Annotated in this window: 25 protein-coding genes; 14 read left to right on the top strand and 11 right to left on the bottom strand. The window is 66.2% G+C overall.

From position 1 onward, the window contains the following. Window positions 1-49 precede the first annotated feature (49 nt). From P7644_RS05255 to P7644_RS05240, 4 genes are read left to right on the top strand one after another with little or no spacing between them, the layout of a single operon-like run. The gene (locus P7644_RS05255; RefSeq protein ID WP_404302033.1) at window positions 50-952 is read left to right on the top strand and encodes a S1C family serine protease; all 903 of its coding nucleotides are present in this window, start codon (window positions 50-52) and stop codon (window positions 950-952) included. Window positions 953-981: 29 nt separating this feature from the next. Further along, the gene (locus P7644_RS05250; protein WP_404302032.1) at window positions 982-2,013 is read left to right on the top strand and encodes an AAA family ATPase; all 1,032 of its coding nucleotides are present in this window, start codon (window positions 982-984) and stop codon (window positions 2,011-2,013) included. Further along, entirely contained in the window at window positions 2,006-2,986 is a 981-nt protein-coding gene (locus tag P7644_RS05245) for a DUF58 domain-containing protein (RefSeq protein ID WP_404302031.1), read from the top strand. The genes P7644_RS05250 and P7644_RS05245 overlap by 8 nt, the downstream gene beginning before the upstream one ends. 10 nt (window positions 2,987-2,996) lie before the next feature. After that, window positions 2,997-4,043, top strand: coding sequence for a VWA domain-containing protein (locus tag P7644_RS05240; RefSeq protein WP_404302029.1), 1,047 nt, complete (start codon window positions 2,997-2,999; stop codon window positions 4,041-4,043). A gap of 189 nt (window positions 4,044-4,232) precedes the next feature. Here P7644_RS05240 and lolD read toward each other — a convergent pair whose 3' ends face one another. Continuing rightward, window positions 4,233-4,907, bottom strand: a complete 675-nt coding sequence (gene lolD, locus P7644_RS05235; protein WP_404302027.1) for a lipoprotein-releasing ABC transporter ATP-binding protein LolD — start codon at window positions 4,905-4,907, stop codon at window positions 4,233-4,235. Further along, window positions 4,900-6,153: a lipoprotein-releasing ABC transporter permease subunit gene (locus P7644_RS05230; protein WP_404302025.1), complete on the bottom strand. Its 1,254-nt coding sequence runs from the start codon at window positions 6,151-6,153 to the stop codon at window positions 4,900-4,902. The genes lolD and P7644_RS05230 overlap by 8 nt, the downstream gene beginning before the upstream one ends. A gap of 80 nt (window positions 6,154-6,233) precedes the next feature. On the opposite strand from P7644_RS05230, the gene P7644_RS05225 reads away from it, so the two are divergent. Further along, complete coding sequence (locus P7644_RS05225) at window positions 6,234-7,187, top strand: phosphoglycerate mutase (protein ID WP_404302024.1); 954 nt, start codon at window positions 6,234-6,236, stop codon at window positions 7,185-7,187. Continuing rightward, complete coding sequence (gene recJ / locus P7644_RS05220; protein WP_404302022.1) at window positions 7,184-8,908, top strand: single-stranded-DNA-specific exonuclease RecJ; 1,725 nt, start codon at window positions 7,184-7,186, stop codon at window positions 8,906-8,908. Before P7644_RS05225 ends, recJ begins: the two co-directional genes overlap by 4 nt. A 74-nt stretch (window positions 8,909-8,982) precedes the next feature. On the opposite strand, the gene P7644_RS05215 is transcribed toward recJ, so the two are convergent. Next, entirely contained in the window at window positions 8,983-9,582 is a 600-nt protein-coding gene (locus P7644_RS05215) for a TIGR00645 family protein (RefSeq protein WP_404302021.1), read from the bottom strand. A 116-nt stretch (window positions 9,583-9,698) separates the two neighbouring features. Beyond that, window positions 9,699-11,447 (bottom strand): methyl-accepting chemotaxis protein, encoded by a 1,749-nt coding sequence (locus P7644_RS05210; RefSeq protein ID WP_404302020.1) that lies wholly within the window; start codon window positions 11,445-11,447, stop codon window positions 9,699-9,701. Window positions 11,448-11,657: 210 nt separating this feature from the next. On the opposite strand from P7644_RS05210, the gene P7644_RS05205 reads away from it, so the two are divergent. Then, complete coding sequence (locus P7644_RS05205; RefSeq protein WP_404302019.1) at window positions 11,658-12,521, top strand: 3',5'-nucleoside bisphosphate phosphatase; 864 nt, start codon at window positions 11,658-11,660, stop codon at window positions 12,519-12,521. Between the two features lie 28 nt (window positions 12,522-12,549). Next, complete coding sequence (locus tag P7644_RS05200) at window positions 12,550-13,185, top strand: L-threonylcarbamoyladenylate synthase (protein ID WP_404302017.1); 636 nt, start codon at window positions 12,550-12,552, stop codon at window positions 13,183-13,185. Window positions 13,186-13,266: 81 nt separating this feature from the next. On the opposite strand, the gene P7644_RS05195 is transcribed toward P7644_RS05200, so the two are convergent. Continuing rightward, window positions 13,267-14,370 carry a methyl-accepting chemotaxis protein gene (locus P7644_RS05195; RefSeq protein ID WP_404303124.1) on the bottom strand — a complete coding sequence of 368 codons (1,104 nt, stop codon included), beginning with the start codon at window positions 14,368-14,370 and terminating at the stop codon, window positions 13,267-13,269. Window positions 14,371-14,567: 197 nt separating this feature from the next. Between P7644_RS05195 and P7644_RS05190 the strand changes: the two genes are divergently transcribed. Together P7644_RS05190 and P7644_RS05185 are read left to right on the top strand one after the other, a co-directional pair. Next, window positions 14,568-15,236: a site-2 protease family protein gene (locus P7644_RS05190; RefSeq protein ID WP_404302015.1), complete on the top strand. Its 669-nt coding sequence runs from the start codon at window positions 14,568-14,570 to the stop codon at window positions 15,234-15,236. A gap of 4 nt (window positions 15,237-15,240) precedes the next feature. Then, window positions 15,241-16,545 carry a tryptophan--tRNA ligase gene (locus P7644_RS05185; protein ID WP_404302013.1) on the top strand — a complete coding sequence of 435 codons (1,305 nt, stop codon included), beginning with the start codon at window positions 15,241-15,243 and terminating at the stop codon, window positions 16,543-16,545. A 233-nt stretch (window positions 16,546-16,778) separates the two neighbouring features. Here P7644_RS05185 and P7644_RS05180 read toward each other — a convergent pair whose 3' ends face one another. The 4 genes from P7644_RS05180 to P7644_RS05165 form a co-directional block, all read right to left on the bottom strand. Further along, the gene (locus P7644_RS05180; RefSeq protein ID WP_404302012.1) at window positions 16,779-17,144 is read right to left on the bottom strand and encodes a Lin0512 family protein; all 366 of its coding nucleotides are present in this window, start codon (window positions 17,142-17,144) and stop codon (window positions 16,779-16,781) included. Then, entirely contained in the window at window positions 17,137-17,490 is a 354-nt protein-coding gene (locus P7644_RS05175) for a Lin0512 family protein (protein ID WP_404302011.1), read from the bottom strand. Before P7644_RS05175 ends, P7644_RS05180 begins: the two co-directional genes overlap by 8 nt. Window positions 17,491-17,562: 72 nt before the next feature. Beyond that, window positions 17,563-17,937: a cupin domain-containing protein gene (locus P7644_RS05170; RefSeq protein WP_404302010.1), complete on the bottom strand. Its 375-nt coding sequence runs from the start codon at window positions 17,935-17,937 to the stop codon at window positions 17,563-17,565. A 24-nt stretch (window positions 17,938-17,961) separates the two neighbouring features. Then, a complete protein-coding gene (locus P7644_RS05165) occupies window positions 17,962-19,386 on the bottom strand; it encodes an NAD(P)/FAD-dependent oxidoreductase (RefSeq protein WP_404302009.1) in 1,425 nt (474 codons plus the stop codon). 367 nt (window positions 19,387-19,753) lie between these two features. Between P7644_RS05165 and P7644_RS05160 the strand changes: the two genes are divergently transcribed. The 4 genes from P7644_RS05160 (at window position 19,754) to P7644_RS05145 (ending at window position 23,330) form a co-directional block, all read left to right on the top strand. Beyond that, entirely contained in the window at window positions 19,754-20,149 is a 396-nt protein-coding gene (locus P7644_RS05160) for a nuclear transport factor 2 family protein (protein ID WP_404302008.1), read from the top strand. 150 nt (window positions 20,150-20,299) lie between these two features. Further along, window positions 20,300-21,295: a TRAP transporter substrate-binding protein gene (locus P7644_RS05155; protein ID WP_404302006.1), complete on the top strand. Its 996-nt coding sequence runs from the start codon at window positions 20,300-20,302 to the stop codon at window positions 21,293-21,295. 121 nt (window positions 21,296-21,416) lie between these two features. Next, window positions 21,417-21,968 carry a TRAP transporter small permease gene (locus tag P7644_RS05150; protein WP_404302004.1) on the top strand — a complete coding sequence of 184 codons (552 nt, stop codon included), beginning with the start codon at window positions 21,417-21,419 and terminating at the stop codon, window positions 21,966-21,968. 21 nt (window positions 21,969-21,989) lie between these two features. Next, window positions 21,990-23,330 (top strand): TRAP transporter large permease, encoded by a 1,341-nt coding sequence (locus P7644_RS05145; RefSeq protein ID WP_404302002.1) that lies wholly within the window; start codon window positions 21,990-21,992, stop codon window positions 23,328-23,330. Window positions 23,331-23,356: 26 nt separating this feature from the next. On the opposite strand, the gene P7644_RS05140 is transcribed toward P7644_RS05145, so the two are convergent. Continuing rightward, on the bottom strand, window positions 23,357-24,877 hold the full coding sequence (locus P7644_RS05140; RefSeq protein WP_404302000.1) for a PLP-dependent aminotransferase family protein: 1,521 nt from the start codon (window positions 24,875-24,877) through the stop codon (window positions 23,357-23,359). 286 nt (window positions 24,878-25,163) lie between these two features. After that, window positions 25,164-26,912: a cobalt chelatase gene (locus tag P7644_RS05135; protein ID WP_404301999.1), complete on the bottom strand. Its 1,749-nt coding sequence runs from the start codon at window positions 26,910-26,912 to the stop codon at window positions 25,164-25,166. Window positions 26,913-26,919: the final 7 nt, after the last annotated feature.

The following is a 26,919-nucleotide window of genomic DNA, read 5'->3' as shown; positions in this document are numbered from 1 at the left end:
CGTGCTACCGTGAGTGCCTTGCCGCTCCCTGTTTCACGGAGGTGCTCGCATGCCCCGGCCCGTCCGCTACAGCCCTTCCCGCAGCGACCGGGCACGCCCGCCCGGGCAGCCCACTGCGCCCGGCGCCGCACCCACCCCTCCCACCCCTGACGCCCCACGGCGGCGCCTGCGCCCACCCTCGACACAGCAACTGCACTGGGCGGCCATGGCGCTGCTGGCCCTGCTGCTGGCCGCCCTGTGGTGGCTGCAACCCGCTCCCGCACCGCGCATCACGCAAAAGGCCATCGATGCGGCCGTGCTGCACACTCTGGAGCACCACAACCTGCCCTCGGCCGCCGCACGCGCGGCAGAGGCCGTGGCACCGTCGGTGGTGCGCGTGATGGGCTTTGCCAGCAACAAGCAGGGCAAGGAGGTGGAGCGCAGCGTGGGCACGGGCGTGGTCATCGTGGACACGGGCATCATCCTCACCAACCTGCATGTGGTGCGCGGCGCCGAACGCTTGAGCGTGACGTTTGCCGACGGCACCGAGTCGGACGCCAGCATCACCGGCGCCCAGCCCGAGAACGACCTGGCGGTGCTGCGGGCGCACAAGCTGCCCGACGACCTGCAGGCGGCACCGCTACGCTCCACGCAGCGCCTGCGCGCGGGCGACGGCGTGGTGGTGATCGGCTTTCCGTTCGGTATCGGGCCTTCGGCGTCCGCCGGCGTGGTTTCGGGCCTGGAGCGCGAGTTCGAATCACCCGAGAGCGGGCAGGAGCTGCGCAACCTGATCCAGTTCGACGCCGCGGCCAACCCGGGCAATTCCGGCGGGCCGCTGGTCACGCTGGACGGCGAGGTGGTGGGCATCGTCACCGCCATCCTCAACCCCACGCCGGCGCGCACCTTCATCGGCATAGGCTTTGCCGTGCCCATAGAGAACGCCGCCCAGGCCGCCGGCATGCCGCCGTTCTGACCGTCCACCCCTTTTCAAGGAGAGCCACCATGCAGACCCAGCCCGCCGCCTCCAGCCCCACGGCCACGCTGATGGAGCAGATCCTCTACCAGGTCAAGCGTGTCGTCGTCGGCCAGGACCGTTTCCTGGAGCGCGTGATGGTGGCCATGCTGGCCCAGGGCCATCTGCTGGTGGAGGGCGTGCCGGGCCTGGCCAAGACGCTCACGGTGAAGACGCTGGCCAGCTGCATCCAGGGGCGCTTCAAGCGCATCCAGTTCACGCCCGACCTGGTGCCCGCCGACCTGATAGGCACGCGCATGTACAACCAGCGCACGGGCGAGTTCAGCACCACGCTGGGCCCGGTGTTCACCCACCTGCTGCTGGCCGACGAGATCAACCGCGCGCCCGCCAAGGTGCAGAGCGCGCTGCTGGAGGTGATGCAGGAGCGCCAGGTCACGATTGCCGGCCAGACCCACCCCGTGCCCGAGCCCTTCGTGGTCATGGCCACGCAGAACCCGATCGAGACCGAGGGCACCTACCAGTTGCCCGAGGCCCAGGTGGACCGCTTCATGCTGAAGGTGCTCATCGCCTACCCCAGCGAGGAAGAGGAATACGTCATCGCCCAGCGCGCGCTCGCGCCCGCCGTGCAGGTGGCGCCCGTGGCCACGACCGAGCAGCTGGCAGCGCTGCAGATGGAGTGCCGCACGGTGTACGTCGATCCCTCGCTGATCCAGTACGCCGTGCGCCTGGTGGCCGCCACGCGCGCGCCGCAGCAGCATGGCCTGCAGGATCTGGCCGGCCATATCGCCTGCGGCGCCAGCCCGCGCGCCACCATCGCCCTGGCCGAGGGCGCACAGGCCCTGGCCATGCTGCGCGGGCGCGGCTACGCCCTGCCCGAGGACCTGCTGGACCTGGCGCACGACGTGCTGCGTCACCGCATCACGCTCTCCTACGAGGCGCTGGCCGAGGGCCTGGACGCCGACGCGCTGATCCAGCGCATCATGAACCAGTTGCCTGCGCCGGCACGCCCGCTGCACCATTCGGCCGAGGAGGCCGCCGGCGCGGAGGCCCGCCGTGCCTGAGGCCGCCCAGCCCGCCAGCGCAGCCCGGCCCGCCGCGGCCGAGCGCCTGCTGCAGCGCCTGGAGTGGACCGTGATCCGGCGCCTCGATGGCCTGCTGCAGGGTGACTGGCGCACGCTCTTGCGCGGGGCCGGCATCGACCTGGCCGACCTGCGCGAATACCAGCCGCACGACGACGTGCGCCATATCGACTGGAACGTCACGGCGCGCCTGGCCACGCCCCATGTGCGCGTGTACAACGAGGACCGCGACATGACGGCCTGGTTCCTGCTTGACCTCAGCCCCTCGGTGGACTTCGGCCCACCGGGCCAGGCCAAGCGCGACATGCTGGCGGGCTTCGTGGGCGTGCTCGCGCGCCTGCTGCAGCGCCACGGCAACCGCGTGGGCGCGGTGCTGCACGCGGGCCATGCGGGCATGGGCCGGGTGCTGCCGGCGCGCGGCGGGCGGCGCCAGGTGCTGCAGCTGCTGCACATGCTGGCCGGCGCCCCTCCCATGCCCAGCTTTGCCGCCCCCCCCGGCATCACCGACCTGCAGCGCTTGCTGAATCAGGCCCAGGGCCTGCTGCGCCGGCGCTCGGCGATATTCGTGCTGTCCGACTTCCTGTGCGCCCCCGGCTGGGACAAGCCCCTGGCGCGCCTGGCACAGCGCCACGACGTGGTGGCCGTACGCCTGCTCGACCCGCTGGAGCTGGAACTACCCGACCTGGGCCTGCTGCTGCTGCGCGACCCCGAAACCGGCGAGCAGCTGCAGGTGGACACGCACGTACGCGGCTTTCGCCACCGCTTCGCGCGCCTGGCCGCACAGCGCGAAGCCGAGCTGCGCGCGGGCCTGGCGCGCGCCGGCGTGGACACGCTGGAACTGTCCACCGACGAAGACCTGCTGGCCGCGCTGCTGCGCTTCATGCAGCTGCGCGGCCGTCGCCCGCGCCTGGCCGCCGGCAGCCCGGCCCTGGCGGTACGGATGGCAGCCACATAAGGAGCCGACCATGGTGTTTCTCTGGCCCTCCCTGCTATGGCTGCTGCTGGCCCTGCCCCTGCTGGTGCTGCTCTACCTGTGGCTGCTGCACCGGCGCAAGGCACAGGCCCTGCCCTACCCGGGACTGGCCCTGGTGCGCCAGGCGCTGGGCAGCGGCCAGGGCTGGCGCCGCCATCTGCCGCCGCTGCTGTTCCTGCTGGGCCTGGCGGCGCTGCTGCTGGCGGCGGCGCGGCCGCTGGCCGTGCTGAAGCTGCCGTCCGAGCAGCAGACCATCATCCTGGCCATGGATGTCTCGGGCAGCATGCGCGCCACCGACGTGCAGCCCGACCGCCTGACGGCCGCGCAGAACGCCGCCAAGGCCTTCATCAACGACCTGCCACGCCATGTGCGCGTGGGCGTGGTGGCCTTCGCCGGCACCGCCCAGCTGGCGCAACTGCCCACGCAAAACCACGAGGACCTGCTCAAGGCCATCGACAGCTTCCAGCTGCAACGCGGCACGGCCACGGGCAACGGCATCATGGTGGCGCTGGCCACGCTGTTCCCCGATGCGGGCATCGACGTCGCCGCCCTGGGCGGGCGCCAGTCCATGCGCGTGCAGCCCATCGACGAGGCCCGCCGCCCCGAGCCGGAGAAAAAGCCCTTCACCCCCGTGGCGCCGGGCTCCTACCGCTCGGCCGCCATCATCATGCTCACCGACGGCCAGCGCACCACGGGCGTGGACCCGCTGGAGGCCGCGCAATGGGCCGCCGACCGGGGGGTGCGCGTGTACACCGTGGGCGTGGGCACGGTGCAGGGTGAGGTCATAGGCTTCGAGGGCTGGTCCATGCGCGTGCGCCTGGATGAGGACACCCTCAAGGCCGTGGCCCTGCGCACCAATGCCGAATACTTCCACGCCGCCTCGGCACAGGAACTGCGCAAGGTCTACGAGACGCTGAGCTCGCGGATCACGGTGGAGACGAAGGAGACCGAAGTGTCGGCGCTGCTGGCTCTCTTGGGGGCCGCGCTGGTGTTGCTGGCGGCCGGGTTGTCGGTGTGGTGGTTCGGCAGGATGTTGTGAGTTTATTGGCTCTATTGCCTGCTGGATGCGCGCTTTAAGCTATTCTTTTTGATGGTGACTGGCCGGGATATGCGCCCGGTCTGAACAGCACGAGCAAGAAAGGAGGTCGCCCGCCGGGGCGAGTCCCGGCCAGCGACATTCAAAAAAAAATAGCTATCCACGCAGAAACAGCATGCGAAACAGCAAAAACTATCCCAAAACCCCAGACACCAACCGCAGCACCCGGTCACAGCGCCCCGCCAGCGTCTCGTCATGCGTCACCAGCACGAACGCCGTGCCCTGCTCGCGCGCCAGCCGCAGCATGAGCTGGAACACCGCATCGGCCGTGGCGCGGTCCAGGTTGCCCGTGGGCTCGTCGGCCAGCACGCAGGCCGGGCGCGTGACCAGGGCGCGCGCGATGGCCACGCGCTGGCGCTCCCCGCCCGACAGCTCGGCCGGGCGGTGGTGCACGCGCTCGCCCAGGCCCACGGCCGCCAGCATCTGCACCGCCTGGGCGATGCACTGCGCATAGGGCGCGCGGCGGATGCGCAGCGGCATGGCCACATTGTCCTGGGCGCTGAACTCGGGCAGCAGGTGGTGGAACTGGTAGATGAAGCCCAGGTGCGCGTTGCGCAGCCGCCCCTGTGCGGCGGGCGGCAGCGCGCCCAGCGCCTGGCCCTTGAGCGTCACCGTGCCCGCGGTGGGCGCGTCCAGCCCGCCCAGCAGGTGCAAGAGCGTGCTCTTGCCCGAGCCCGAGGCGCCGACGATGGCCAGGGTCTCGCCCGCGCGCACGGCCAAATCCACGCCCTTGAGCACACTCACATCCAGCCGCCCCTCGGTAAAGCGCTTGGTCAGGCCCCGGGCCTGGAGCACGACATCATTCATAGCGCAGCGCCTCCGCCGGGTTCACGCGGCTGGCGCGCCAGCTCGGGTACAGGGTGGCGAAAAAGGCCAGGATCAGCGAGATGACGGCAATCGGCACGATGTCGCTGCTTTGCGGGTCGCTGGGCATGCGGCTGATCAGGTAGATGTCCTGCGGCAGGAAGCTGGTGTGCAGGGCGCGTTCTATGGCCGGCACGATGACGTCGATGTTGAAGGCGATGCCCAGGCCCAGCAGCAGCCCGGCCAGCGTGCCGATCACGCCCACCATGGCGCCCTGCACCACGAAGATGCCCATGATGCTTTGGGGGCTGGCGCCCAGCGTGCGCAGGATGGCGATGTCGGCGCGCTTGTCGGTGACGGTCATGACCAGTGTGGACACCAGGTTGAACGCCGCCACGGCGACGATCAGCGTGAGGATGATAAACATCATGCGTTTTTCCAGCTGCACGGCGGCAAACCAGGTCTTGTTCTGCTGCGTCCAGTCGCGGATCAGCAGGTGGCCCGACAGGCTGCGCGCCAGTTGCTGGGCGACCTCGGGCGCCGCGTGCAGGTCCTTCAGTTTCAGGCGCAGGCCGGTCGGCCCCTCCAGGCGGAAGATGCGCTCGGCGTCCTCGTGGTGCAGCAGCACCAGGGCCGAGTCGTACTCGTAGTGGCCCGAGTTGAAGGTGCCCGCCACCGTCATCTGTTTCAGGCGCGGCAGCACGCCCGCCGGCGTGACCTGGCCCGAGGGCGCGATCAGCGTCACCGCGTCGCCCGCACGCACGCCGAGCTGGCGCGCCAGCTCGCTGCCCAGGATGACGCGGAACTCGCCCGGCACCAGGGCCTTGAGGCCCTGCAGGTTCTCGGCGGCCAGATCGGTCACCTCGGGCTCGAGTGCCGGGTCAATGCCGCGCACCAGCGCACCCTTCATGTCCTCGCCGCGCGCCAGCAGCGCCTGCGCGGCAACGAAGGGCGCGGCGCCGACCACGTTGGGGTTGGCGCGCACCTCGGCCAGCGTGCGCTGCATGTCGGGCAGCGCGGCGCCGCCGGGCGCAAAGATCTCGATGTGCGAGACCACGCTGAGCATGCGGTCGCGCACCTCCTTCTGAAAGCCGTTCATCACGCTGAGCACGATGATCAGCGCCGCCACCCCGAGCGCAATGCCCAGCATGGACACGCCCGAGATGAAGGAGATAAAGCCATTGCGCCGCGTGGCGCGGCCCGCCCGGGTGTAGCGCCAGCCCAGGGCCAGTTCGTAGGGGATTTGCATGGTGTGGAAGGCTTGCGCAGCGCGGGGAAACACCGGCCGCTCAGAGCCCGCGATTGTGGCATCCCGGACAATACCCGCCCATGTCCCCCACCCCCCATTTGCTCATCCCCCTGGCCGCCAGCACCGCCGAGGGATGCCGGCAGGCCCTGCAGGACCTGGCCCTGCCCCAAATCGACCGGCTGCTGGCGCGCCTGACACCCGCAGGCCTGGATGCCGGCAGCGAGACCGACTTCAGCCCGCCCCATGAACGCGCCCTGGCGCGCCACCTGGGTCTGCCCGCCGGCCAGGAGGGCCGCATCCCCTGGGCCGCCTGGCACCGCCAACAGATGCAGCCGCAGGCTGCGCAGGACGCGGCCTGGGCCTTCATCACCCCCTGCCAGTGGCAGGCCGGCGCCAACCATGTGCTGCTGGCCGACCCGGCGCTGCTGCGACTCACCGAGGCCGACTCGCGCGCCCTGCTGGAGATACTCGCGCCCTGGTTTGCCGAGGACGGCATCACCTTGATCTACGACCAGCCCACGCGCTGGCTCGCGCGCGGCGCCGTGTTCGACGGCCTGGCCACGGCCTCTTTGGCCCGCGTGCTGCAGCGCGACGTGAGCGCCTGGCTGCCCGACAAGCTGCAGGCCCGCGCGCTGCACCGCCTGCACAGCGAGATGCAGATGCTGCTCTACACCCACCCCTTCAACGACGCGCGCGCCGCCCAGGGCCTGCCGCCCGTGAATGCCTTCTGGGCGCACGGCGCGGGCGCCCTGCCCCGCCTGCCCGAGTACATGCAGGCGCCCGAAATGCCAACCACGTTGCTGGATGCCGCCCTGCGCGAGGACTGGGCGGCCTGGGTTGCCGCCTGGAAGGCGCTGGACGCCGGCCCCGTGGCCCGCCTGGCCGGGCATGTGGCAGACGGCGGATCGGCGCGCCTGACCCTGTGCGGCGAGCGCAGCGCCATGACCTGGTACACGGCACGGCGCAGCCTGGGCCAGCGCATTCAAGGTCTTTTCAGGCCACAACGCTTTGCCAGCGTGCGTGAACAGCTATGAAAATAATACCTAGAGACATCCCCCCACGCGCCGTCTGGGCGCTGGAGCAGGCCGGCGTGCACCCGCTGCTGGCGCGCCTGTATGCGGCGCGCGGCATACGCGCCAAGGAAGAGCTGGACGATGCCCTGGCGCGCCTGCTGCCGCCGGATGCGCTCAAGGGCATGCGGCAGGCGGCCACGCTGCTGGCCGACGCCATCGCCCAGGACAGGCGCCTGGTCATCGTCGCCGACTACGACTGCGACGGCGCCACCGCCTGCGCCGTGGGCGTGCGCGGCCTGAAGTTGCTGGGCGCGCGCCATGTCGACTACCTGGTGCCCGACCGCGTGGTGGACGGCTACGGCCTCACCGCGCCGATCGCCCGGCGCGTGTTCGACAAGGGCGCGGATCTGCTCATCACCGTGGACAACGGCATTGCCAGCATCGAGGGCGTGGCCGAGGCCAAGGCCCTGGGCCTGGCCGTGCTGGTCACCGACCACCACCTGCCCGGCCCCGAGCTGCCGGCGGCCGACGCCATCGTCAACCCGAACCAGCCGGGCTGCGGTTTCGAGAGCAAGTCGATCGCCGGCGTGGGCGTGATGTTCTACGTGCTCATGGCGCTGCGCGCCGAGCTGCGCACACGCGGCCGCTTCGACCAGGCCGGCCAGCCCCGGCTGGAGCCGCTGCTGCCGCTGGTGGCGCTGGGCACCGTGGCCGACGTGGTGCGCCTGGACAGCAACAACCGCCGCCTGGTAGCCCAGGGATTGAAGCGCATACGCGCCGGCCAGATGCCGCCCGGCATACAGGCGCTGTTCGACGCGGCCGGACGCAAGGCCGAGGCGGCCACCACCTTCGACTTCGGCTTCGCGCTGGGCCCGCGCATCAACGCCGCGGGCCGCCTGGCGGACATGACGCTGGGCATAGAGTGCCTGCTGACCGACGACCCGGGCCGCGCCGCCGACCTTGCACGCCAGCTCGACGCCATCAACCGCGAGCGCCGCGAGATCGAGGGCGGCATGCGCGAGCAGGCCATGCTGCTGGCCGAGGGCCTGTTCGACGAGGACGAGGAGCCGCCGCCGGCCATCAGCGTCTTCGACCCCGAATTCCACGAGGGCGTGGTGGGCATCGTGGCCTCGCGCATCAAGGACCGGCTGCACCGCCCCAGCTTCGTCTTCGCCGCCAGCAGCGCGCCGGGCAAGGAGCATGAGCTCAAGGGCTCGGGCCGCTCCATCCCGGGCTTTCACCTGCGTGACGCGCTGGACCTGGTGGCCAAGCGCCACCCCGGCGTGATCCTGAAGTTCGGCGGCCATGCCATGGCCGCCGGCTGCACCGTGGCCGAAGAGCATTTCGAGACCTTCGAACAGGCCTTCGCCCAGGTGGCCCAGGAATGGCTGGACGCCGCCACCCTCACGCGCCGGCTGGAGACCGACGGACCGCTCGCGCCCGAATACTGCCGCGCCGAGCTGGTGGACCAGCTGCAGCGCGAGGTCTGGGGCCAGGGCTTCGCCCCGCCCACCTTCAGCGAAGAGGTGCAGGTGCTGAGCCAGCGCCTGGTGGGCGAGGCGAAAAACCACCTGCAGATCAAGCTGCTGCACCAGGGCCGGCCCATGGATGCGATCTGGTTCGGCCACACCGAGCCGCTGCCCGAGCGCGCGCTGCTGGCCTTTCGCCTCGACGTGAACGAGTGGCGCGGCGAGCGGCGCGTGCAGTTCCTGGTGGAGGGGGTGGAACTGGAAATCAGATGAGGCGCTTGCCTCCATCGGCAAGCCGCACTGCCTCGTGCCTCATCATGCCCATCGCCCGCAGCAGAACCACTGGCTCAATCGTGGCCGCCGTGGCTGTGGCTCAGCAGGCGATCGGTCAGGGCAATCGCCAGGGCGCTGAGCAGGAAGGCGATGTGGATGATGGACTGCCACATCAACACCTTTTCGTCATAGTTGGCGGCATTGATGAAGGTTTTCAGCAGGTGGATGGAGCTGATGCCGATGATGGCCGTCGAGAGCTTGACCTTGAGCACCGAGGCGTTCACATGGCTGAGCCACTCCGGCTGGTCCGGGTGGCCCTCCAGGTGCAGGCGGCTGACGAAGGTCTCGTAGCCGCCGACGATGACCATGATGAGCAGGTTGGAGATCATCACCACGTCGATCAGCGCCAGCACCACCAGCATGATGACCGTCTCGTTCAAGCTGGTCAGCGGAGCATCGGTCTTATAGCCAATGCTGGTGACCAGGGCCTGCAGCGCCTGCTCATCTCCCAGGGCGGCTTCGAGCAGGTGGATCAGCTCCACCCAGAAATGGAACACATATACCGCCTGCGCCGCAATCAACCCCAGGTACAGGGGCAACTGCAGCCAACGGCTGGCAAAAATCATGGACGGCAAGGGGCGCAGGGCCGCGCTGGAGCTGTGAGTTGAACGCATAAAAAATGCAAAAAAGGGGCGGCGATTATAAAAACCGCCGCCCCCTGCCGTGATTGAATGCCGAAAAGGCCTTTAACGCCCGCCCCGCCAGCGCCGCAGGCTATGGTTTTTAATGTTTAGAAGCTTTCCCAGTCGTCATCCGCGCCGGCGGCCGCGGGCGCCTTGGTGCTGGCAATGCGCGCCGGCACCGCAGCCGGCTTGGGCGCGGGTTTGGCCACCTGCGTGCGCACCGCTGGCGCCACGCTGGCCTGGGCCTTGGGCTGGGCGGCTGCGGGTGTCGCGAGCGGACGCGCGGCAGCACGCGGCGCGGCCACGGCATGGCCGCCCACGTTGAACACCGCCACCACCTGCGCCAGGCGCTGCGCCTGCTCGTGCATGGCGGCTGCTGCCGCGGTGGACTCTTCCACCAGGGCCGCGTTCTGCTGCGTCATCTGGTCCAGGTTGGCCACGGCCTGGTTCACCTGGCCGATGCCGTCGCGCTGCTCGGTGCTGGACGCCGTGATCTCCCCGATCAGGTCGCTCACGCGGCGCACGCCTTGCACGATCTCCTGCATGCTCCGGCCGGCCTGCTCGACCTGGGCCGAGCCCGACTCCACGCTGTCCACGCTGGCGCCTATGAGTTGCTTGATTTCCTTGGCGGCCTCGGCCGAGCGGCCGGCCAGGCTGCGCACCTCGCCGGCCACGACGGCAAAACCGCGCCCCTGCTCGCCGGCGCGCGCCGCCTCGACGGCGGCGTTCAGCGCCAGGATGTTGGTCTGGAAGGCGATGCCGTCGATGACCCCGATGATGTCGGAGATCCTGCGGCTCGATTCAGTGATCTGCTGCATGCTGGCCACCACCTGGTCCATGACCTGGCCGCCCTGCTCGGCCGCCCGGGCGGCGTTGGCCGCCAGCTGGTTGGCCTGGCGTGCGGTGTCGGCCGATTGCGTCACCGTGGCGGTGAGCTCTTCCATGCTGGCCGCGGTTTCCTCCAGGTTGGCGGCCGTCTGCTCGGTGCGCGAGGACAGGTCGTGGTTGCCGGTGGCAATCTGGCTGGAGGCAGCCGAGACCGATTCCACGCCCGAACGCACCTCGCCCACCACGCCGCGCAGGCGCGCGCCCATGGCCGACAGCGAACGCAGCAGGCGGCCCAGCTCGTCGCGCCGCTCGTCATGCACGTCCTGCGTCAGGTCGCCGGCGGCAATCGCGTCCGCCAGGCCCACGGCGCGGTCCAGCGGCTGGGTGATGGAGCGCACCAGCATGGCCGCCAGTGCCACGCCCACCAGCACCATCGTCAGGGCAATGGCCCCACCCACCCATATGGCCGTCTGACGCTGCTGCTCAGCCTTGAGCCTGGCGGCATCGCGCTGGCGCTCCTGCAGTTGCAAGAAGGCGTCTTGCTCTGCCACATAGCGCGCCACGGCCGGCAGCATCTTGCTGTTCAACACACCCATGGCGCCGGTGAAGTCAAGGTTGGCGCGCAGCTTGCCGGCCTCAGCGTTGAACTCCAGCACCTGCTTGCGCATCGTCATGATGCGCTGGAACTGCTCCTTGTCCGCGGGCGAGAAAAGCGCCGCCTCGATCTGCTGCTGCACGGCGTCAATCGCCTGTATCCCCTCTTTGGATTGCTGGATCAAACGTTCCGACAGGGCTTCATCCCCCGAGGCCAGTGCATTGACCACCCGATCCACCGCCAGCGCGCTCAAGCCCTTCCAGCGCAGGGCCAGGCTGATGCGGTTTTCGTTGAACTGAACGACACGCGCCACCTCGGCATCCACATTCCCCAGATGGGTCACCATGCCGGCCAACAGCACCAGCATGCAGCTCATCAGCCCCAGCACCAGGGCCCACAGTTTGCGCGCAACAGGCAAATGATTGAAATTCATGTCTTTTCTCTAGGGCACATGACGGCGCCGTATATACAACAGAAAAAAAGTGATTGGCCGGGCTCAACGGCGATCCGGCCGGGGGCGTAGTGTCTCACGCACTACACGTTTGATTACACATTTAAAGGTAACAAACGCCCCTCGTTTTCCTCGTTTTCGCCCAAACCATCATGGCCGCGCAGTCTGAGGGCGCGCCTTAGAATTGCCTGCGTGTCCACCCTGCTCAACGCCGACCTGCACTGCCATTCCGTGGTGTCTGACGGCACCCTCAGCCCCGAAGCCCTGGCGGCGCGTGCGCATGCCAACGGCGTGCAGTTGTGGGCGCTGACCGACCACGACGAGATCCGCGGCCAACACCGCGCGGCCGCGGCGGCGCGCGCACTGGGCATGGACTACCTGACGGGCGTGGAGATTTCCGTCACCTTTGCCGACACCACGGTGCACATTGTGGGCTTGGGGTTTGACGCCGATGACGCACAGCTGACCCGGGGCCTGGCCGCCACACGCGACGGGCGCGGCGATCGCGCCCGTGAAATCGGCGCGCAGCTGGCGCGCGTGGGCATCAGGGACGCCTACGAGGGCGCGCTGTGCTACGTGGACAACCCCGAGCTGATCTCGCGCACCCACTTTGCACGCTATCTGGTGGACGCCGGCTACTGCCGCGATACCACGGAGGTGTTTCGCAAATACCTGACCGAGGGCAAGCCCGGATTTGTGCCGCACCGCTGGGCCCGGCTGGGCCATGCCGTGCGCTGGATATGCGAGGCCGGCGGCATGGCCGTGATCGCCCACCCGGCGCGCTACCGCCTGACGGCGAATGAGGAATATGCGCTGTTTTCCGAATTCAAGCAGCATGGCGGCCAGGGCGTGGAGGTGGTGACCGGCAGCCACTCCTGCGCCGAATACGCCGTCTATGCCGCCATGGCGCAAGAGTTCGGCCTGGCCGCCTCGCGCGGCAGCGACTTCCACAGCCCCGGGGAATCGCACACCGACCTGGGCGCCCTGCCCAACCTGCCGGCGCAGCTGACGCCCGTGTGGCAACCGCTGGCCGAGCGCATTCTGCGCGCCCACTGATAAATCAAATCCCGCTACCCGCCCTGTCATGGCCCAATACTTCGAAATCCACGCCGACAACCCGCAGCCGCGCCTGCTCAAGCAGGCGGCCACGCTGCTGGCCAGCGGCGGCATCCTGGCCGTGCCCACGGACTCCAGCTACGCCCTGGTGTGCCGACTGGATGACAGGGACGCCGTGGACCGCATGCGCCGCGTGCGCCAGATCAACGACAAGCACCACCTGACGCTGCTGTGCCGCGACCTGTCGGAGCTGGCCAGCTACGCCCATGTGGACAACCGCCAGTACCGCTTGCTCAAGCTGGCCACGCCCGGGCCCTATACCTTCATCCTGGACGCCACCAAGGAGGTGCCGCGGCGCGTGAGCCATCCGCAGCGCAAGACCATCGGACTGCGCCTACCCGACCACAAGGTCATGCAACTGCTGCTGGAGCTGCACGGCGCGCCATTGCTGGCGACCACGCTGATCCCTGCCGGCGAGACCGAGCCGCTGAACGATCCACAGGACATCCGCGAGCGCTACGAAAAGCAGCTCGACGCCATCATCGACGCCGGCGCCTGCCCGCTGGCGCCGACCACGGTGCTGGATCTGACGCCCATGAGCACCGGCGGCGAGGTCTTGGTGGTGCGAGAAGGGCGCGGCAGCCTGCAGGCGCTGGGTCTCTGAAGGTCGCATGCAGAATTCACAGTCAAACAGGGCATTAGCGCCCGCCCATCAAGCGCGTGAAGCTATATTTTTTAACTCGCCTTAGGCCACCAGGCGCAGTGATTCATTGGCGACCATGTCGCCCGCGCTCTCTTCATCCAGCTTGAAGGCACCCACGGCCTGCTGCAGGTCCACGGCGCGCTCGGTCAAGGCGGCGGCGGCCTGCGTGGCCTGCTGCACCAGGGCGGCGTTGTGCTGCGTGGCTGCGTCCATATGGCCCACGGCCTGGTTCACATGGCCGATACCCTCGCTTTGCTCGCCCAGCGCGTGGGAGATTTCGCCCAGCAGGCCGCTGACCTGGCCGACGGAATGCACGATCTCCTGCATGGTCTGGCCGGCCTGGCCCACCAGGCCGGCGCCGGCCTGCACCTGCTGCACCGACTCCTGGATCAATGTCTTGATCTCGCGCGCGGCAACGGCACTGCGCTGGGCCAGGCTGCGCACCTCGCTGGCCACCACGGCGAAGCCGCGGCCCTGCTCGCCGGCGCGTGCGGCCTCGACGGCCGCATTCAGCGCCAGGATGTTGGTCTGGAAGGCAATGCCCTCGATGACCTGGATGATGTCCACGATCTTGCGCGAGCTGGAGCTGATGGCGTCCATGGTTTGCACCACCTCACCCACCACTTCGCCGCCACGACCCGCCGTATGCGATGCATCCACCGCCAGGCCGCTGGCCGAGCGCGCACGCTCGGCGTTCTGGCGCACGGTGACGGTGAGCTGCTCCATGCTGGCCGCGGTCTGCGTGAGCGCGCTCACCTGCTCCTCAGTGCGGCGCGACAGATCGCCATTGCCGGCGTCGATCTCACCAGCGGACACACCAATCGCGTCGGCCGACTGCTTGATGCGCCCGACCAGCTCGGTCAGCGTATCCTCCATGGTGCCCAACGCGCTCAACAAGCGGCCGAAGTCGCCCTGGAGGTCGGAACTGAATTCCTGGCTCAAGTCGCCCGCGGCCACGGTCTCGGCAATCAGAATGGCCTGGGCCAGCGGACGCACGATGCCGCTGCGCAAGGAGAGCCATGAAAATGCCGCCAGCAGGATCGCCAGCCCCCCCAGCGCCCATACCCAGGGCGCGGCCCCCCCGCCACCCGGCTGCGCCAGCCCCCACAGGGCCACGGTCATAAGTGCGCTCACGCAGAGCACCATAGAACCAAACGCCAGCGTCAGGCGTACCCCAATTGTCAATCGGACGAAACCAGGCACTGCTTGTCTCCTTATATTTGTGTTTCTTTTTGCAACACTAATTCATACTAACAAGAGTTGACTTGTCTTGTCGTACGTGAAGTCCCTCATCGCACCACCTGCGTCTGACCGAGCGCACTGCGTCTGACACAATCCGTGCCGTGGATATCACCAACCTCATCCAAACCGTACTCATCTACGCCCTGCCCGTGCTGTTCGCGATCACGGTGCACGAGGCCGCCCATGGCTATACGGCACGCCATTTCGGCGACCACACCGCCGCCATGCTGGGACGCGTCACGCTCAACCCCATCAGGCACATCGACCCCATAGGCACGGTGCTGATGCCGCTGCTGCTGTACTTCGCCACCTCGGGGGCGTTTCTGTTCGGCTATGCCAAGCCGGTGCCGGTCAACTTCCATCACCTGCGCAACCCCAAGCGCGACATGGTCTGGGTGGCGCTGGCGGGCCCGGCGTCCAACTTCGCACAGGCCATCGTCTGGGCGCTGGTGCTGCTGGCACTGGCGGCCACGGGCACGCAGGAGCGCTTCTTCGTGGAGATGGCGCGTGCCGGCATCGCCGTGAACCTGGTGATGTGGGCCTTCAATCTGTTTCCGCTGCCGCCGCTCGATGGCGGCCGCATCCTCGTCGGCCTGCTGCCCTGGAAACAGGCGCAGCTCATCGCTCGCATCGAGCCCTACGGTTTTTTCATCGTGCTGGCCCTGGTCGTGGGCGGCGTCGTGGGCCAACTGTGGCTGCGCCCGCTGATGTCGCTGGGCTACGCCGCCATCAGCCTGCTGATCTCGCCGCTCACCGCCTTGCTTCGCTAATTCCATGACTACTACGCGCTTTCTTACTGGCATTACGCCCTCCGGCACGCCGCACCTGGGCAACTACGCGGGCATGATGCGCCCGGCCATTGCCGCCACCCGCAGGCCCGGGGTCGAGAATTTCTACTTCCTGGCCGACTACCACGCCCTCATCAAGTGCCAGGAGCCCGAGCGTGTGCACCGCTCCACGCTGGAGATCGCCGCCAGTTGGCTGGCCGCGGGGCTGGACCCCGAGCAGGTGACCTTTTACCGCCAGTCCGACATCCCCGAAATCCCCGAGCTGACCTGGCTGTTGACCTGCGTCACCGGCAAGGGCCTGCTCAACCGCGCCCATGCCTACAAGGCCGCGCAGGACAAGAACCTTGAGACCGGGCGCGAGAGCGACGACGGCGTGAGCGCCGGCCTGTTCATGTACCCGGTGCTGATGGCGGCAGACATCCTGATATTCAACGCACATCAAGTGCCCGTGGGCCGCGACCAGATCCAGCACATCGAGATGGCACGCGACATCGCCGCCAGCTTCAACCACCTCTACGGCGAGCATTTCACTCTGCCCGAAGCCGCCATCGAGGACAGCGTGGCCACCCTCCTGGGCCTGGACGGGCGCAAGATGAGCAAGAGCTACGACAACACGATCCCGTTGTTTTGCCCACGCGAACAGTTGAAAAAACTCATTGGCGCCGTCGTCACCGATTCCCGCGCCCCCGGCGAACCCAAGGAGGTCGAGGGCTCGACCCTGTTCCAGCTCTACCAGGCCTTCGCCACACCCGAGGAAACCGCAGCCATGCGCCGCGCCTATGCCGACGGCATCGCCTGGGGCGAGGCCAAGCAGATCCTGTTTGAGCGCATAGACCGCGAGATCACCCCCATGCGTGCGCGCTACGACGAGTTCATGGCCCACCCCGGGCAGGTGGAAGCCGCGCTGCAGATCGGCGCCCAGCGCGCGCGCGCTCTGGCGACCCCCTTCCTGAAGCAGCTGCGCGCCGCCGTGGGCCTGCGGCCGCTCAGCGCCATGCAAACCCAGCCCCAGGACACACACAAGGCCAGCAAGGCTGCGCTGCCCACCTTCAAGCAATACCGCGAGGCGGACGGCAAGTTCTACTTCAAGCTGGTGGCTGCCGATGGCAGGCTGCTGCTGCAAAGCACTGGCTTTGACATGCCACGCGAGGCCGGCCAGGCCATTGCCCGCCTGCAAAAAGAAGCCGGCGCCCTGCAGGCCCTGGCTGGGCAGCTGGCACCCGTGGCGGGCGTGGACACCATCGAAGTGACTGCGGCCCTACAGGCCCTGGCTACCGCATCCAACGCCTGAGCAGGACACAGCAATACTATTTCTATAGCGAAAATTTGCGCTGTGAACCCTTCCATCTGCTGGTCGTGGACTGACGGCTGCCCGACATCCAGATCCTCGAAATAGTGGTCATGGCGGGGAGGCACCAACCGCCCGATCGAAAGCAACATCGTCGAAACCCGTGCGCGTGGGCGAAGCTGCAAAGGCCAACATCCATGCGGCTCCCGTGAAAATGGCAAGCAGTCAGCTGCCGCTTATTGGCTGAGTCGCCACTGGCCTGGCTCTATCGGCAAAAACGCCTCGATCGCGGCAGTGGCGATGACGTGCGTGGTTCCTTGCTCGGCATCGTGCACATTGAGTCCACCATGGACGGCAGTGACCTCTGCACGGCCTCGCGGCAGTTCCGCGCAGACGCGGGCCGTGTCAACCTTGTCTGGTTCCTGCACGCCGATGGTGACCTGCACGCGCATGTCACGGTGGTCATAACCGAGCGACTTGAACAACACGATGGACGAGTGGTGCAAGGCATCCTGCACTGCTCGGCAGGCTGCCTTGGTGTAGTCGCCGCCATACAGATCGTTGCCCGACCCCATTTCGAGAATGATGCGTCTTTCAGCCATGAGCGGGCTCCATGTCGAAGGAGACCATGACCGCAGCATTGGCGACAACGCTCCAGCCCTCTTTTTCTCGGCGGGGAATGTCGAGCCCGCCCTTGACCACCGTCACAGACGGCTGTCCGTAGGGAAAGATTCCCAGCAAGGCTTGACAATCCACCTCCTCGGGTCGCTGAACGCCGATCTCGACCTGGATGACCATGGCCTCACGGGGGAACCCGAAGGCATCGGCCACATTCAACGAGTTGTGCCACAACGCGTCGCGGATGGCCCGCGCGGCAGCCTCGGTGTAGTTGCGGCTGCGAATCGAGGTTCCCATACCGAATTGCGTGACGACGCGCTTCATTGCCATGGCGGATGTACTGTTCGAGTAAGTGAGTGGAAACGGCGCGGGCCAGGCCCGGGCCCAGCCCGGCAACTTGCGTCAATCGGCTTCGTATTGACGGATGACGAAGTGCTTGGTAGTGGTCTCGACCACTTCCCAGCGCCCACTGAATCCGTTGGGGATCAGAAAGGCATCCCCAGTCTTGAACGATTGAATCGTGCCGTCATTGCCGATCAGGCGGACATGGCCCGAGACGATATAGCAGAACTCGTCACGATCGGTGAAGGCATGCCACTGTCCGGGTGTGCTGGTCCAGGTCCCGGCAATGAGATCACCCTCTGCCCCCTTGAAAAACACGGTGCTTTCGTGTTGCGGATCACCCTCGATCACGCGACCGGGTAGATCGCGCAGACGCCGCGCCTCGTGTTCGCCGCTGTCCCGCTGGAAATCGATGGCCTGAAGTGCCTTGCTCATGTCTTCACCTTTTGCATTGTGCGTTTAGATCTTCTCGTCGCGCAGCCAGTACCACTTGTACAAGAAGAATTGGCCAAAACGGCGAAACGGCGCAAATGCCTCCGAACGCACCATGTTCCAGATATTGGGGTACTCCAGCGGTGAGTTGTAGATTGGCAGCTGAAACACTTCTTTCCCAGCATCCTTGCCTGCCACGCGTTCGGCGATGCGCTTGCCCGCCCAGGTGGAGGAGGAGACACCGTTGCCGCCATAGCCCAGGGCGTGCCACACGGTCTCTTTCGGGTCTGGGCGGGTGATGCGCGGCATCATGTCATGGCTCACATCGACCCAACCCCACCAGGAATGGTCGATCTGAATGCCTGCCAGCGGCGGGAACTTGCGTGCGATGGCGTCGGTGAGAAGTTTCAGGTGTACCGGGTCTTCGGCATCGGCACCCGTGATCGAGCTGCGGCTGCCCAGTTGCAGGCGGTTACCTTCAAGCAGGCGGTAGTAGAAGCGCAGCGTGCGCGTGTCCGTCATGAAGGTTTTGGACTTGAAGTTGCAGGCCTGCATTTCGGCGTCCGTCAGCGGGCGGGTGACCACCGAGTTGGACAGGATGGGCAGGATTTTGTTCTTGAGTATGGGGGTGAGCTTCTGACCGGTGTAGCCGCCGGTGCAGACCACCACGCGCTTGGCGCGCACGACGCCGCCGGGGGTCTGCAGGTGGTGCACGCCGTTGACCGTTTTCCACCCTTGCACCGGGCTGGCCGGATGCACTTTCACGCCCAACTCGCGTGCCTTGCGAATCAGGCCGAAGGTGAATTTCAACGGATGGATGCCCACGCCCTCCTCTTCGAACATCGCGCCCACGTGCTCGCGCTCGTCGCAGAATTGTTCGCGGACTTCTTCCGCGGTGAGCATGCGCGTGCGATAGCCGAACACCTCATTGCGCACGCGGGTCATCTCGCGCAGGTAGTCGAGCTTCTTGGGGCGGTGTGCCATGTAGAGGTGACCACCGTCGTAGGCCTCGCACTCAATCTCCTTGGTGAGCTGACGGAAGTTCTCGAAACCCATGCGGACCTCGGCATCAAGCTTCTTGGCCACGTCCAGGCCCCAGCGCTCGATCCACTGTGAGCGGGTGAGGCGGCCGTTGGCGTTTTGCCCCTGGCCACCGCTGCGGCTGGAGCAGCCCCAGGAGGTCTGGGCCGCTTCGAGCACCGTGGCCACAATGCCGTGTTCGCGCGCCAGGTAGAGCGCGGTGGACATGCCGGTAGAGCCCGAACCGATCACAACCACGTCGGCATTGATGTCACCACGGATCGGGCCATCATCTGGCGGCGGGTTGCCCGCCGAGGCCACCCAGTAGGTGGGGGCATAACCGGTGCCCTGGCCCGGCGTGGGGTTCACCAGCGGGTCATAGGTGGGTTCGTAGGGCCGCATCACGTGGCCGCCAAGGGTAGTCGAGGTCATCAAGTGTCTCCAGGGTTTGTAGCAGGTGCGCCTTGCTGTCGAGCAGTGCAAGTGGTGTAAGCGCGCGGATCCTGGGAGCCATGCCCCTGGGATCACGCTCAAACGAAGGATAGGCAGGAGCAGCAGGCACTGGCTAGAACCAGTTCCGACCAATCCATGGGGCCAGCAGCCGCCTCGCGTTTACCTCAAAAAAATATCCTCAGTATTAACCCGCATCATTGGACCTAACGAATCGCCGGAACTGGTTCTACAGTGGCGGGCCGCCAGGGTCCAACAATAGAGTCCGTTCGCAAATCGGTCGCACGGGCGGCAAGCACCGTTCCCCCGGCCCCATGCGAAAAGTTTGACACTGATAGCAGGAGACAAGATGACAGAGCCACACAACACCATCACCGCAGAAACCCTGGCCGAATTTGCCGACGCCTGGAACCGTCACGATATCGAGGCCCTGATGAGCTTCATGCACGACGACTGTCTGTTCCACGCTGTGGCCGGTCCAGATCTGCTGGGCCGCACCTTCAGTGGCCGCGACGAGGTCCGCGAAGGCTTCAAGGCCGCCTGGACCAACTTCCCCGACGCCGCTTGGCTCGATGGCAATCACTTTGTGGTGGGCGATCGTGGCGTGTCCGAGTGCACCTTCAAGGGCACCAAGGCCGACGGTTCGCGCATCGAAGCCCGCATGGTCGATGTGTTCACCTTCAAGGACGGCAAGATTTTGGTGAAGAACGCCTTCCGCAAAGACCGTCCTGCACTGACGACCTGAGCCCACCCGGCCCTCAGGCATTTTTTCCCTTGTTGTGCCGGCTGCGGGCATGAAGGCCCGAGCCGGCCCAAGCTGATCACAGTCCGTAACCAAGATCGACGCCAAAGTCGACCCGTTTGTTTAGTATTTAAACCACCCATGGAGACAATCATGGTATTCAAGACCACCACCCTGGTATCGCTGCTGGCAGCCTCTTCTTTCTTCATTGGCGGCAGTGCGCTGGCCACCACCTTCAAGGTCGCCGTGGGCGACGCCCAGGGCAGCGCCCAGTGGGAAATGGCCAGCAAGTTCAAGACAGCCTTTGAGGCCAAAACCGGCGGCAAACACAAGGTAGACCTATTCCCCAACGGCCAGCTCGGCAGCGAAGAGACCACGGTCAACAGCGCCTCGATCGGCACCCTGGACTTTTCCGTCCTGGCCATCAACAACATCACCCCGTTCTCGCCCACTGTGGGCGTGCTTACGCTGCCCTACGTGATCCAGAGCGCCGAAGAAGCCAAACAGCTGGTGACTGGCGAAATTGGCAAGGAGCTCACCGCCAACACCGTGCGCGACGCTGGCGTGCGCATCGTTGGCTGGACCTTCACCGGTTTCCGTGTGCTGACCAACTCCAAGAAACCGATCAAGACCATCGCCGACCTCAAGGGCCTGAAGATCCGCGTTCCCAAGAACGAAATCATGATTGCTTCTTATCAGGCCTGGGGCATCAACCCCACGCCCATGGCCTGGTCCGAGACCTTCACCGCGTTGCAACAAGGCGTGGTGGATGGCCAGGACAACCCTTACCTCACAGTGCACTCAATGAAGTTCAGCGAAGTGCAGAAGTACATCACCAACATCCGCTACGTGTTCTCGCTCGAACCCATCATCGTGGGCGAGGCCACCTTCAAGAAGCAGCCGGCCGATGTGCAAAAAGCGATCCTGGAAGCAGGCACTGAAGCCACCGAGCACAGCTACAAGTGGTTGGCTGACACAGAAGGAAAGATCAAGAAAGAGCTGACCGCCAAGGGCATGCAGATCACCGACCCGGCCGATGGCGAAAAAGAGTGGATCGCCAAGGCCACTACAACGGTGTGGCCCAAGTTCTACGCCAGCATCGGCGGCAAGGACAAGCTCGACAAAGTCCTGAAGACCCTGGGCCGTTGATCGCCTGATGGCGGCGGCCACCGCTCGGTGGCCGCCTTTTTTTGTGGATTTTTGTGTTGTACTGCGCTTTTGAAAGCGCCTGTCCGGCGTGCCGCGCGCGCCCTTTTTTGAGGTAATCGCCATGACGCCTTTGCGCAAATCACTGGCCTGGTTGAACGACATCGAGACACTGGTGTGCGAGTGGTTGCTCGCGCTATTTGTGATCTTGCTGTTTGCGCAGGTCGTCTCGCGTCAGCTCTTCGGCTACTCGATCGCCTGGTCGGAAGAGCTCTCCACCTACATGTTTGTCTGGTTTGCCTACCTCGGCGCGGTGGTGGCAGCCAAGATGTCGGCACACAACCGCGTCACCGTGCACATGCAGTACCTGCCGAATTGGCTGGCCAAGACGATGATGACCTTGGCCGATCTGCTCTGGGTGGCGTTCAACCTGTATTTCGTCTGGCTCAGCTACGACTTCGTGTTCAACCGCATGAACCTGTTTTGGAAAGCGCAGACGCTGGGTGTGCCTATGAAATATATCTACATGATCCTGCCGGTGGCCTTCACCCTGATGTCTCTCCGCGTGCTGTGGAACATCTACCTCAGCGTGTTCAGAGGCGAGGAGTTGCTGGACCCCGAAACTGCAGAGATCAAGAAAATGCTGAAAAACAACGACGCGCAGGCTCGGAACTGAGCGCGTACCGGAGACAAGATCATGGACATGTATTTATCCGAAATTCTGTTTGGCGGATTCCTGCTGCTGCTGCTGCTGGGCGCGCCAATCACGGTGGCGCTGGGCGGCGCGGCCATGGGCGCCTATGTGGTGCTCGACAAAGATCCCATCGCGCTCGTGCAGATTGCGTTCAACTCGGTCGGCAGTTTTCCGCTGATGGCCCTGCCCGCCTTCGTGCTGGCCGGTGCCCTGATGGAGGCCGCTGGCATTTCCCGGCGCCTGGTTGACATCGCCGAAGCCATGGCCGGCCCCATCACCGGTGGCCTGGGTGTGGCGACGGTGCTGGCCTGTCTGTTCTTCGGTGCGATCTCTGGCTCGGGGCCGGCGACCACCGCGGCGGTGGGCATGCTGATGATCCCCGCCATGACCAAGCGCAAATACGATCGCGCCTACGCCTCGGCGGTGACCGCAGCCTCTGGCGGGCTGGGCATCATCATTCCACCCTCGATTCCGATGGTGATCTTCGGCATCGCGGCACTGGGCATGGAGCCGCCACCCGAGGCGGTGGAGAAATTTGGCACTTTTGCTTCGCTGTCCATTCCCAAGCTGTTTGTTGCCGGCGTGATGCCTGGTTTGGTGATGGCTGGCGCCCTGCTGGTGATGAACTACTTCATCTCCAAGAAGCGCAACTACCGGGGCCTGTCTGAAAATTGGTCGGGCAGCGATCTGCGTGCGGCGCTGAAACGCGGCGTCTGGTCCATCCTGGCGCCGGTGATCATCCTCGGCGGTATCTACGCCGGCATCTTCACCCCCACTGAATCGGCCATCGTGGCGATCTTCTATACCTTGTTCGTCGGCTGGTTTGTCCATCGCGAACTGAGCTGGCTCGCGATCAAGGTATCGCTGCGCACCACCACCTGGATCACCGGGCGCGTGCTGCTCATCCTTTTCACGGCCACCGCATTCGGCCGCCTGCTGGTGGAACAGCGCATTCCCAGCAACATCGCCGAGGCCATGCTCGGCATGACGACCAACCCCTACATCATCTGGACGCTGGTAATCATGTTTCTGCTGTTTGTCGGCATGTTCATGGAAACCCTTGCAGCCATCCTGATCCTGGTGCCGGTGTTGCTGCCGGTGATGTACCTGGCCGGCGCTGATCCAACCCATGTGGGCATCGTGGTGATCTGTACCCTGTCGATCGGTTTCATGACGCCCCCGCTGGGAGAGAACCTTTTCGTGGCCTCGGGCATCGGTGGGGAATCGGTGGAAAAGATCGTCGTGAGAGTGCTGCCCTTCGTGCTGGTGTCCACGATCGCGGTTTTCCTGATCGCCTTTGTGCCGCAGATCTCTCTCTGGCTACCCTCGCTGATGGGCTACTGAACCCAGGTCATCGATGCACAGCGCCGTCAGCCGATCAGCATCGGCGGACGGCGTTTTTGCATCTCGGCGATCACCCCAGCCAAAGTGGCAATGCCTTCGTCGATCACGCGCGCGCGGATCGACTGAAAACCCAGGCGGACGAAGTGACCGGTGGGCTGTTCGGCCTGAAAGAACACATCGCCCGGCTCAATCAACACGCCACGCTCGGCGGCGCGTTCGGCCAGTTCGGTGGCCGGGACGTTGTCGGGCAGTTGCACCCAGCACGAACCGCCGCCACTCATGGGCGTCACGGTGCACTGCGGGGCATGGCGCGCCAGTGCGTCGAGCATCAGCGTCCCGCGCTCTTTTTGCGCCTGGGCCAATCGTTTGAGGTGCGCATCGTTGTAGCCCAGAGAAATGAACAACGAGAGGCTGCGCTGGATGAACGATGAGGGATGGCGGATCATGAGGCGGCGCAGCGCACGCAACTCGGTGATCAGCGCGGGAGCAGCCACGATGTAGCCAATGCGCAGGCCCGGCGCCATGCTCTTGGAAAGGCTGCCGATGTAGATCACGCGCTCGCTGCGGTCCAGGCTCTTGAGCGCCGGGATCGGGTTGCCCGCGAAGTTGTTTTCGCTCTCGAAGTCGTCCTCTATGATCACGAGATCGGCGGCATCTGCCAGGCGCAGCAGCTCTTCGCGCCGATGCAAGGGCATGGTCACGCCGGTCGGGCACTGGTGACTGGGCGTGGTGTAGAGGTAATCGAAATGGCGCAGGCGGTCGTCCACGATCAGGCCGTTGTCGTCCACCGGCAAGGGCGTGATCTGCGAGGTGCGGCTGGCAAAGATGTTGCGCGCATCGGGATAGCACGGATCTTCGATTGCCACCCGGGTTTGCTCGCGCATCAGCAGGTCGGCCACCATATAGAGAGCGTGTTGCGCGCCCACGGTGATGATGAGTTGGTCCGCCGTGGCCCAGACACCGCGCCGGGGCAGCACGCGGGTGCAGATCTGATCCACTAGCGATTCGTCGTCGCGAGTGATCTGATCTGGCGCCCAGTCGCGAATGTCGAGCACGCTCAGCGCCTTGAGGCAGCACTCGCGCCAGGCCGCAGTAGGAAACAGCGATTCGTCAAACTGGCCATAGAGAAACGGGAAGGGGCTTTTTTGCCAGTTGGCGGGCTTGACGATGCTGCGCTGTGCGCTGGGCTGTTGGTAGAGGCGCTGTGCCCAGGCGATGGATGGAGCCTGGTGGCCTTGGTCGGCCGGAGCACGGTTTTGCATGCGCTGGCCTAGCAAGGTCGAACTCACGAAGTGGCCCTTGCGTTCCCTCGAAATCAGGTAGCCCTCATCGGCCAGTTGCTGGTAGGCCAGCACCACGGTGATGCGGCCCACGCCCAGCTCGGTGGCCAGTTCGCGGCTGGAGGGCACAGGTGCCCCCGGCTTGAGTTGCCCGTCCAGGATCGCCGAGACCAGCATCTCGCGTATCTGGCCTTGCAGCGTCAGATTCTCGCGCGCGCTGCGTTGCAGCAGCTGTTTCCACATTGCGCCTTGTAGGGGCTGGAGCATGGCGGTAAATTTTGAAAAAAGTAGTGAATCAGGGTGAATGCGCAGAATTGTGCGCCAAGCCTGAGAGGCCCTGTCGCGTGGTGCGGCAGCCCTGCGCCGCTTCGCCGGCTGTGCTGGGTCCGGTGACGATGGCGGCGGTTGCCGGTGCTCGAGGTCCGCGCGGCACTGGCGGAACACGCGCTTGCGGCTCGAATGCCACTGATGCTCGCGTTGGAGCGGTTCACATTGATGCCACAGGCAGCCGACCGCCTGATGCGGCGGCTTTGAACACAGATCAGCGCACGCGCTATCCGAAGCGCCGGCGCGGCCCGGCGGCGAGCATCGCCACGATCTCGCGCAGCACCTGGTTGCTCACCGAGTTCGACAGGTCGAAGGCGCGGTTCTGCCGGTAGTAGGGGCTCAGGTCCAGGCCCACGCCCACGCCATAAATCTCCACCTCGCCCTGTGCCGACAGCTGGGCCACCACATGGCTCAGGTGGTGGTCGAGATAGTGGGCGTCGTTGGCCAGCGCAGTGGCGCCATCGGTGGGGCTTCCGTCGGAAAACACCAGCAGCAGGCGCCGGCCGTCGCAGCGCTCTACCAGCCGCCGCGCGGCCCACAACACCGCCTCGCCGTCCACCCCTTCGCGGAACAGATCGGCCTTGAGCAATGCGGCGATCGAGCGCCGTGCACGCCGCCACGGGGTATTGCTGTCCTTGAACACGATATGGCAGGTTTCGTTCAGGCGGCCCGGGTGCGCGGGGCGCCCGGCGCGCAGCCAGGCCTTCTGGACGCGGCCGCCGCTCCAGCTGCCGGTGGTGAAACCGAGTACCTCGCTGGTCACACCGATCTGATCGAGCGCACGCACCATCACATCGACCAGCGTGGCCACTGCCTCGATGTGCTGGCGCATGGAACCAGAGCAGTCGATCAGAAAACTCACTGCGGCGTCGGACTGCGGAGTGAGCTGCTCCTGCTGGAACAACCGGCGCTCCGAGGGGGAAGTGATCAGGCGACTGAGTTGGCGGCCGTCGATGTAACCCTCTTCCTGGCCCCCCAGCCAGCCGTCGCGCTGCGGCGCGGCGAGCACGGCCTGAAGCTCGCGCGCCAGACGCGCCTGCTGGATCGCCTGCTGTGCGATGCGCTGGTCCATGCGCTCGCGGTATTCGTCGAGCAGGGCGGTACGCACCAGGCTTTCGGCCTCGACCTCGGTGTCGAACTCGTCGGTGAACACGCGGTAGGCATCGCCCGCCTCGCTCAGCAGGCGGCTCTGGCCGCTGCTGGCGGCCACAAACCCCTCTTCCCCGTCGCTCTCGAAGTCCATCCAGAGGTTGAACAGCGCGGATTTGTCGTCGGCCTCGGCCTCGTTGGCCGCATCGTCGGCTTCATCCCCCTCCTCGCCGGCGTTCAGCATGTCGTCGACAGTCCGCGCGATGAACAGCGCGTGCACCGCATAGGCAGCCTGGTCGTGCCGCGTGCGGCGTAGGCCGGCCAGGGCGGTGCCCAGCGTGGGTACCACCGACATACGGGTCGCCTCGATGGCATCTTCGCTGGCCTCCACCACCGGCTGAGCCGTGACCCGCGAGCGGGTAATTTGCGCCACGGTGTAGAGCAGCATGCCGCGCGAGGTTTCGGTCAGGCCGCTGTTGAAGAACGCGAGCGACCAGGCCTCGAAGCGGTGTCGCAGGTTGTGCACCATGCCCGGCATGTCGGCCGGCGCCAGCGCTTCAACGCGGAACTGCTCCAGCATCTCGAACAGCATGCGCGGCAGCGGCTCGCTGGGGCGCAGGCGCTTGTGCAGCTCGGCGTCACTCAGGCGCACCCGCAGCGCCATCGCGTCGGCCGCGCCACGGAACGAGCCGAAATCGTCGGTGACCGGCGCTGGGTTCAGGTGGGGCGCAAACGGAGGCAGCGCCTTGTCACCCCGGTACAGCCGGCGGCCTCGAAAGTGCAGGCCGGCGTCGCCGCTGAGCGCGCGGATGGAGGCCGCGCACAGGTCGTCTATGCGCTGCTGCTGGCGGGTAGCGCTGGCCGCGCCGGCCGGGGGCTGGGTCATCGCATGT

Source organism: Alicycliphilus denitrificans (assembly GCF_044792555.1).
Classification (GTDB): domain Bacteria; phylum Pseudomonadota; class Gammaproteobacteria; order Burkholderiales; family Burkholderiaceae_C; genus Alicycliphilus; species Alicycliphilus denitrificans_A.
This window is presented reverse-complemented; position numbering and strand designations above follow the sequence as displayed.

Coding starts and splice junctions, on each gene's coding strand:
- P7644_RS05160 (WP_404302008.1), top strand. CDS start 19,754: ATGACAGAGCCACACAACACCATCACCGCAGAAACCCTGGCCGAATTT.
- P7644_RS05250 (WP_404302032.1), top strand. CDS start 982: ATGCAGACCCAGCCCGCCGCCTCCAGCCCCACGGCCACGCTGATGGAG.
- P7644_RS05175 (WP_404302011.1), bottom strand. CDS start 17,490: ATGGCAATGAAGCGCGTCGTCACGCAATTCGGTATGGGAACCTCGATT.
- P7644_RS05210 (WP_404302020.1), bottom strand. CDS start 11,447: ATGAATTTCAATCATTTGCCTGTTGCGCGCAAACTGTGGGCCCTGGTG.
- P7644_RS05185 (WP_404302013.1), top strand. CDS start 15,241: ATGACTACTACGCGCTTTCTTACTGGCATTACGCCCTCCGGCACGCCG.
- lolD (WP_404302027.1), bottom strand. CDS start 4,907: ATGAATGATGTCGTGCTCCAGGCCCGGGGCCTGACCAAGCGCTTTACC.
- P7644_RS05140 (WP_404302000.1), bottom strand. CDS start 24,877: ATGCTCCAGCCCCTACAAGGCGCAATGTGGAAACAGCTGCTGCAACGC.
- P7644_RS05165 (WP_404302009.1), bottom strand. CDS start 19,386: ATGACCTCGACTACCCTTGGCGGCCACGTGATGCGGCCCTACGAACCC.
- P7644_RS05215 (WP_404302021.1), bottom strand. CDS start 9,582: ATGCGTTCAACTCACAGCTCCAGCGCGGCCCTGCGCCCCTTGCCGTCC.
- P7644_RS05240 (WP_404302029.1), top strand. CDS start 2,997: ATGGTGTTTCTCTGGCCCTCCCTGCTATGGCTGCTGCTGGCCCTGCCC.
- recJ (WP_404302022.1), top strand. CDS start 7,184: ATGAAAATAATACCTAGAGACATCCCCCCACGCGCCGTCTGGGCGCTG.
- P7644_RS05145 (WP_404302002.1), top strand. CDS start 21,990: ATGGACATGTATTTATCCGAAATTCTGTTTGGCGGATTCCTGCTGCTG.
- P7644_RS05155 (WP_404302006.1), top strand. CDS start 20,300: ATGGTATTCAAGACCACCACCCTGGTATCGCTGCTGGCAGCCTCTTCT.
- P7644_RS05195 (WP_404303124.1), bottom strand. CDS start 14,370: ATGGTGCTCTGCGTGAGCGCACTTATGACCGTGGCCCTGTGGGGGCTG.
- P7644_RS05135 (WP_404301999.1), bottom strand. CDS start 26,912: ATGACCCAGCCCCCGGCCGGCGCGGCCAGCGCTACCCGCCAGCAGCAG.
- P7644_RS05230 (WP_404302025.1), bottom strand. CDS start 6,153: ATGCAAATCCCCTACGAACTGGCCCTGGGCTGGCGCTACACCCGGGCG.
- P7644_RS05225 (WP_404302024.1), top strand. CDS start 6,234: ATGTCCCCCACCCCCCATTTGCTCATCCCCCTGGCCGCCAGCACCGCC.
- P7644_RS05255 (WP_404302033.1), top strand. CDS start 50: ATGCCCCGGCCCGTCCGCTACAGCCCTTCCCGCAGCGACCGGGCACGC.
- P7644_RS05200 (WP_404302017.1), top strand. CDS start 12,550: ATGGCCCAATACTTCGAAATCCACGCCGACAACCCGCAGCCGCGCCTG.
- P7644_RS05180 (WP_404302012.1), bottom strand. CDS start 17,144: ATGGCTGAAAGACGCATCATTCTCGAAATGGGGTCGGGCAACGATCTG.
- P7644_RS05150 (WP_404302004.1), top strand. CDS start 21,417: ATGACGCCTTTGCGCAAATCACTGGCCTGGTTGAACGACATCGAGACA.
- P7644_RS05170 (WP_404302010.1), bottom strand. CDS start 17,937: ATGAGCAAGGCACTTCAGGCCATCGATTTCCAGCGGGACAGCGGCGAA.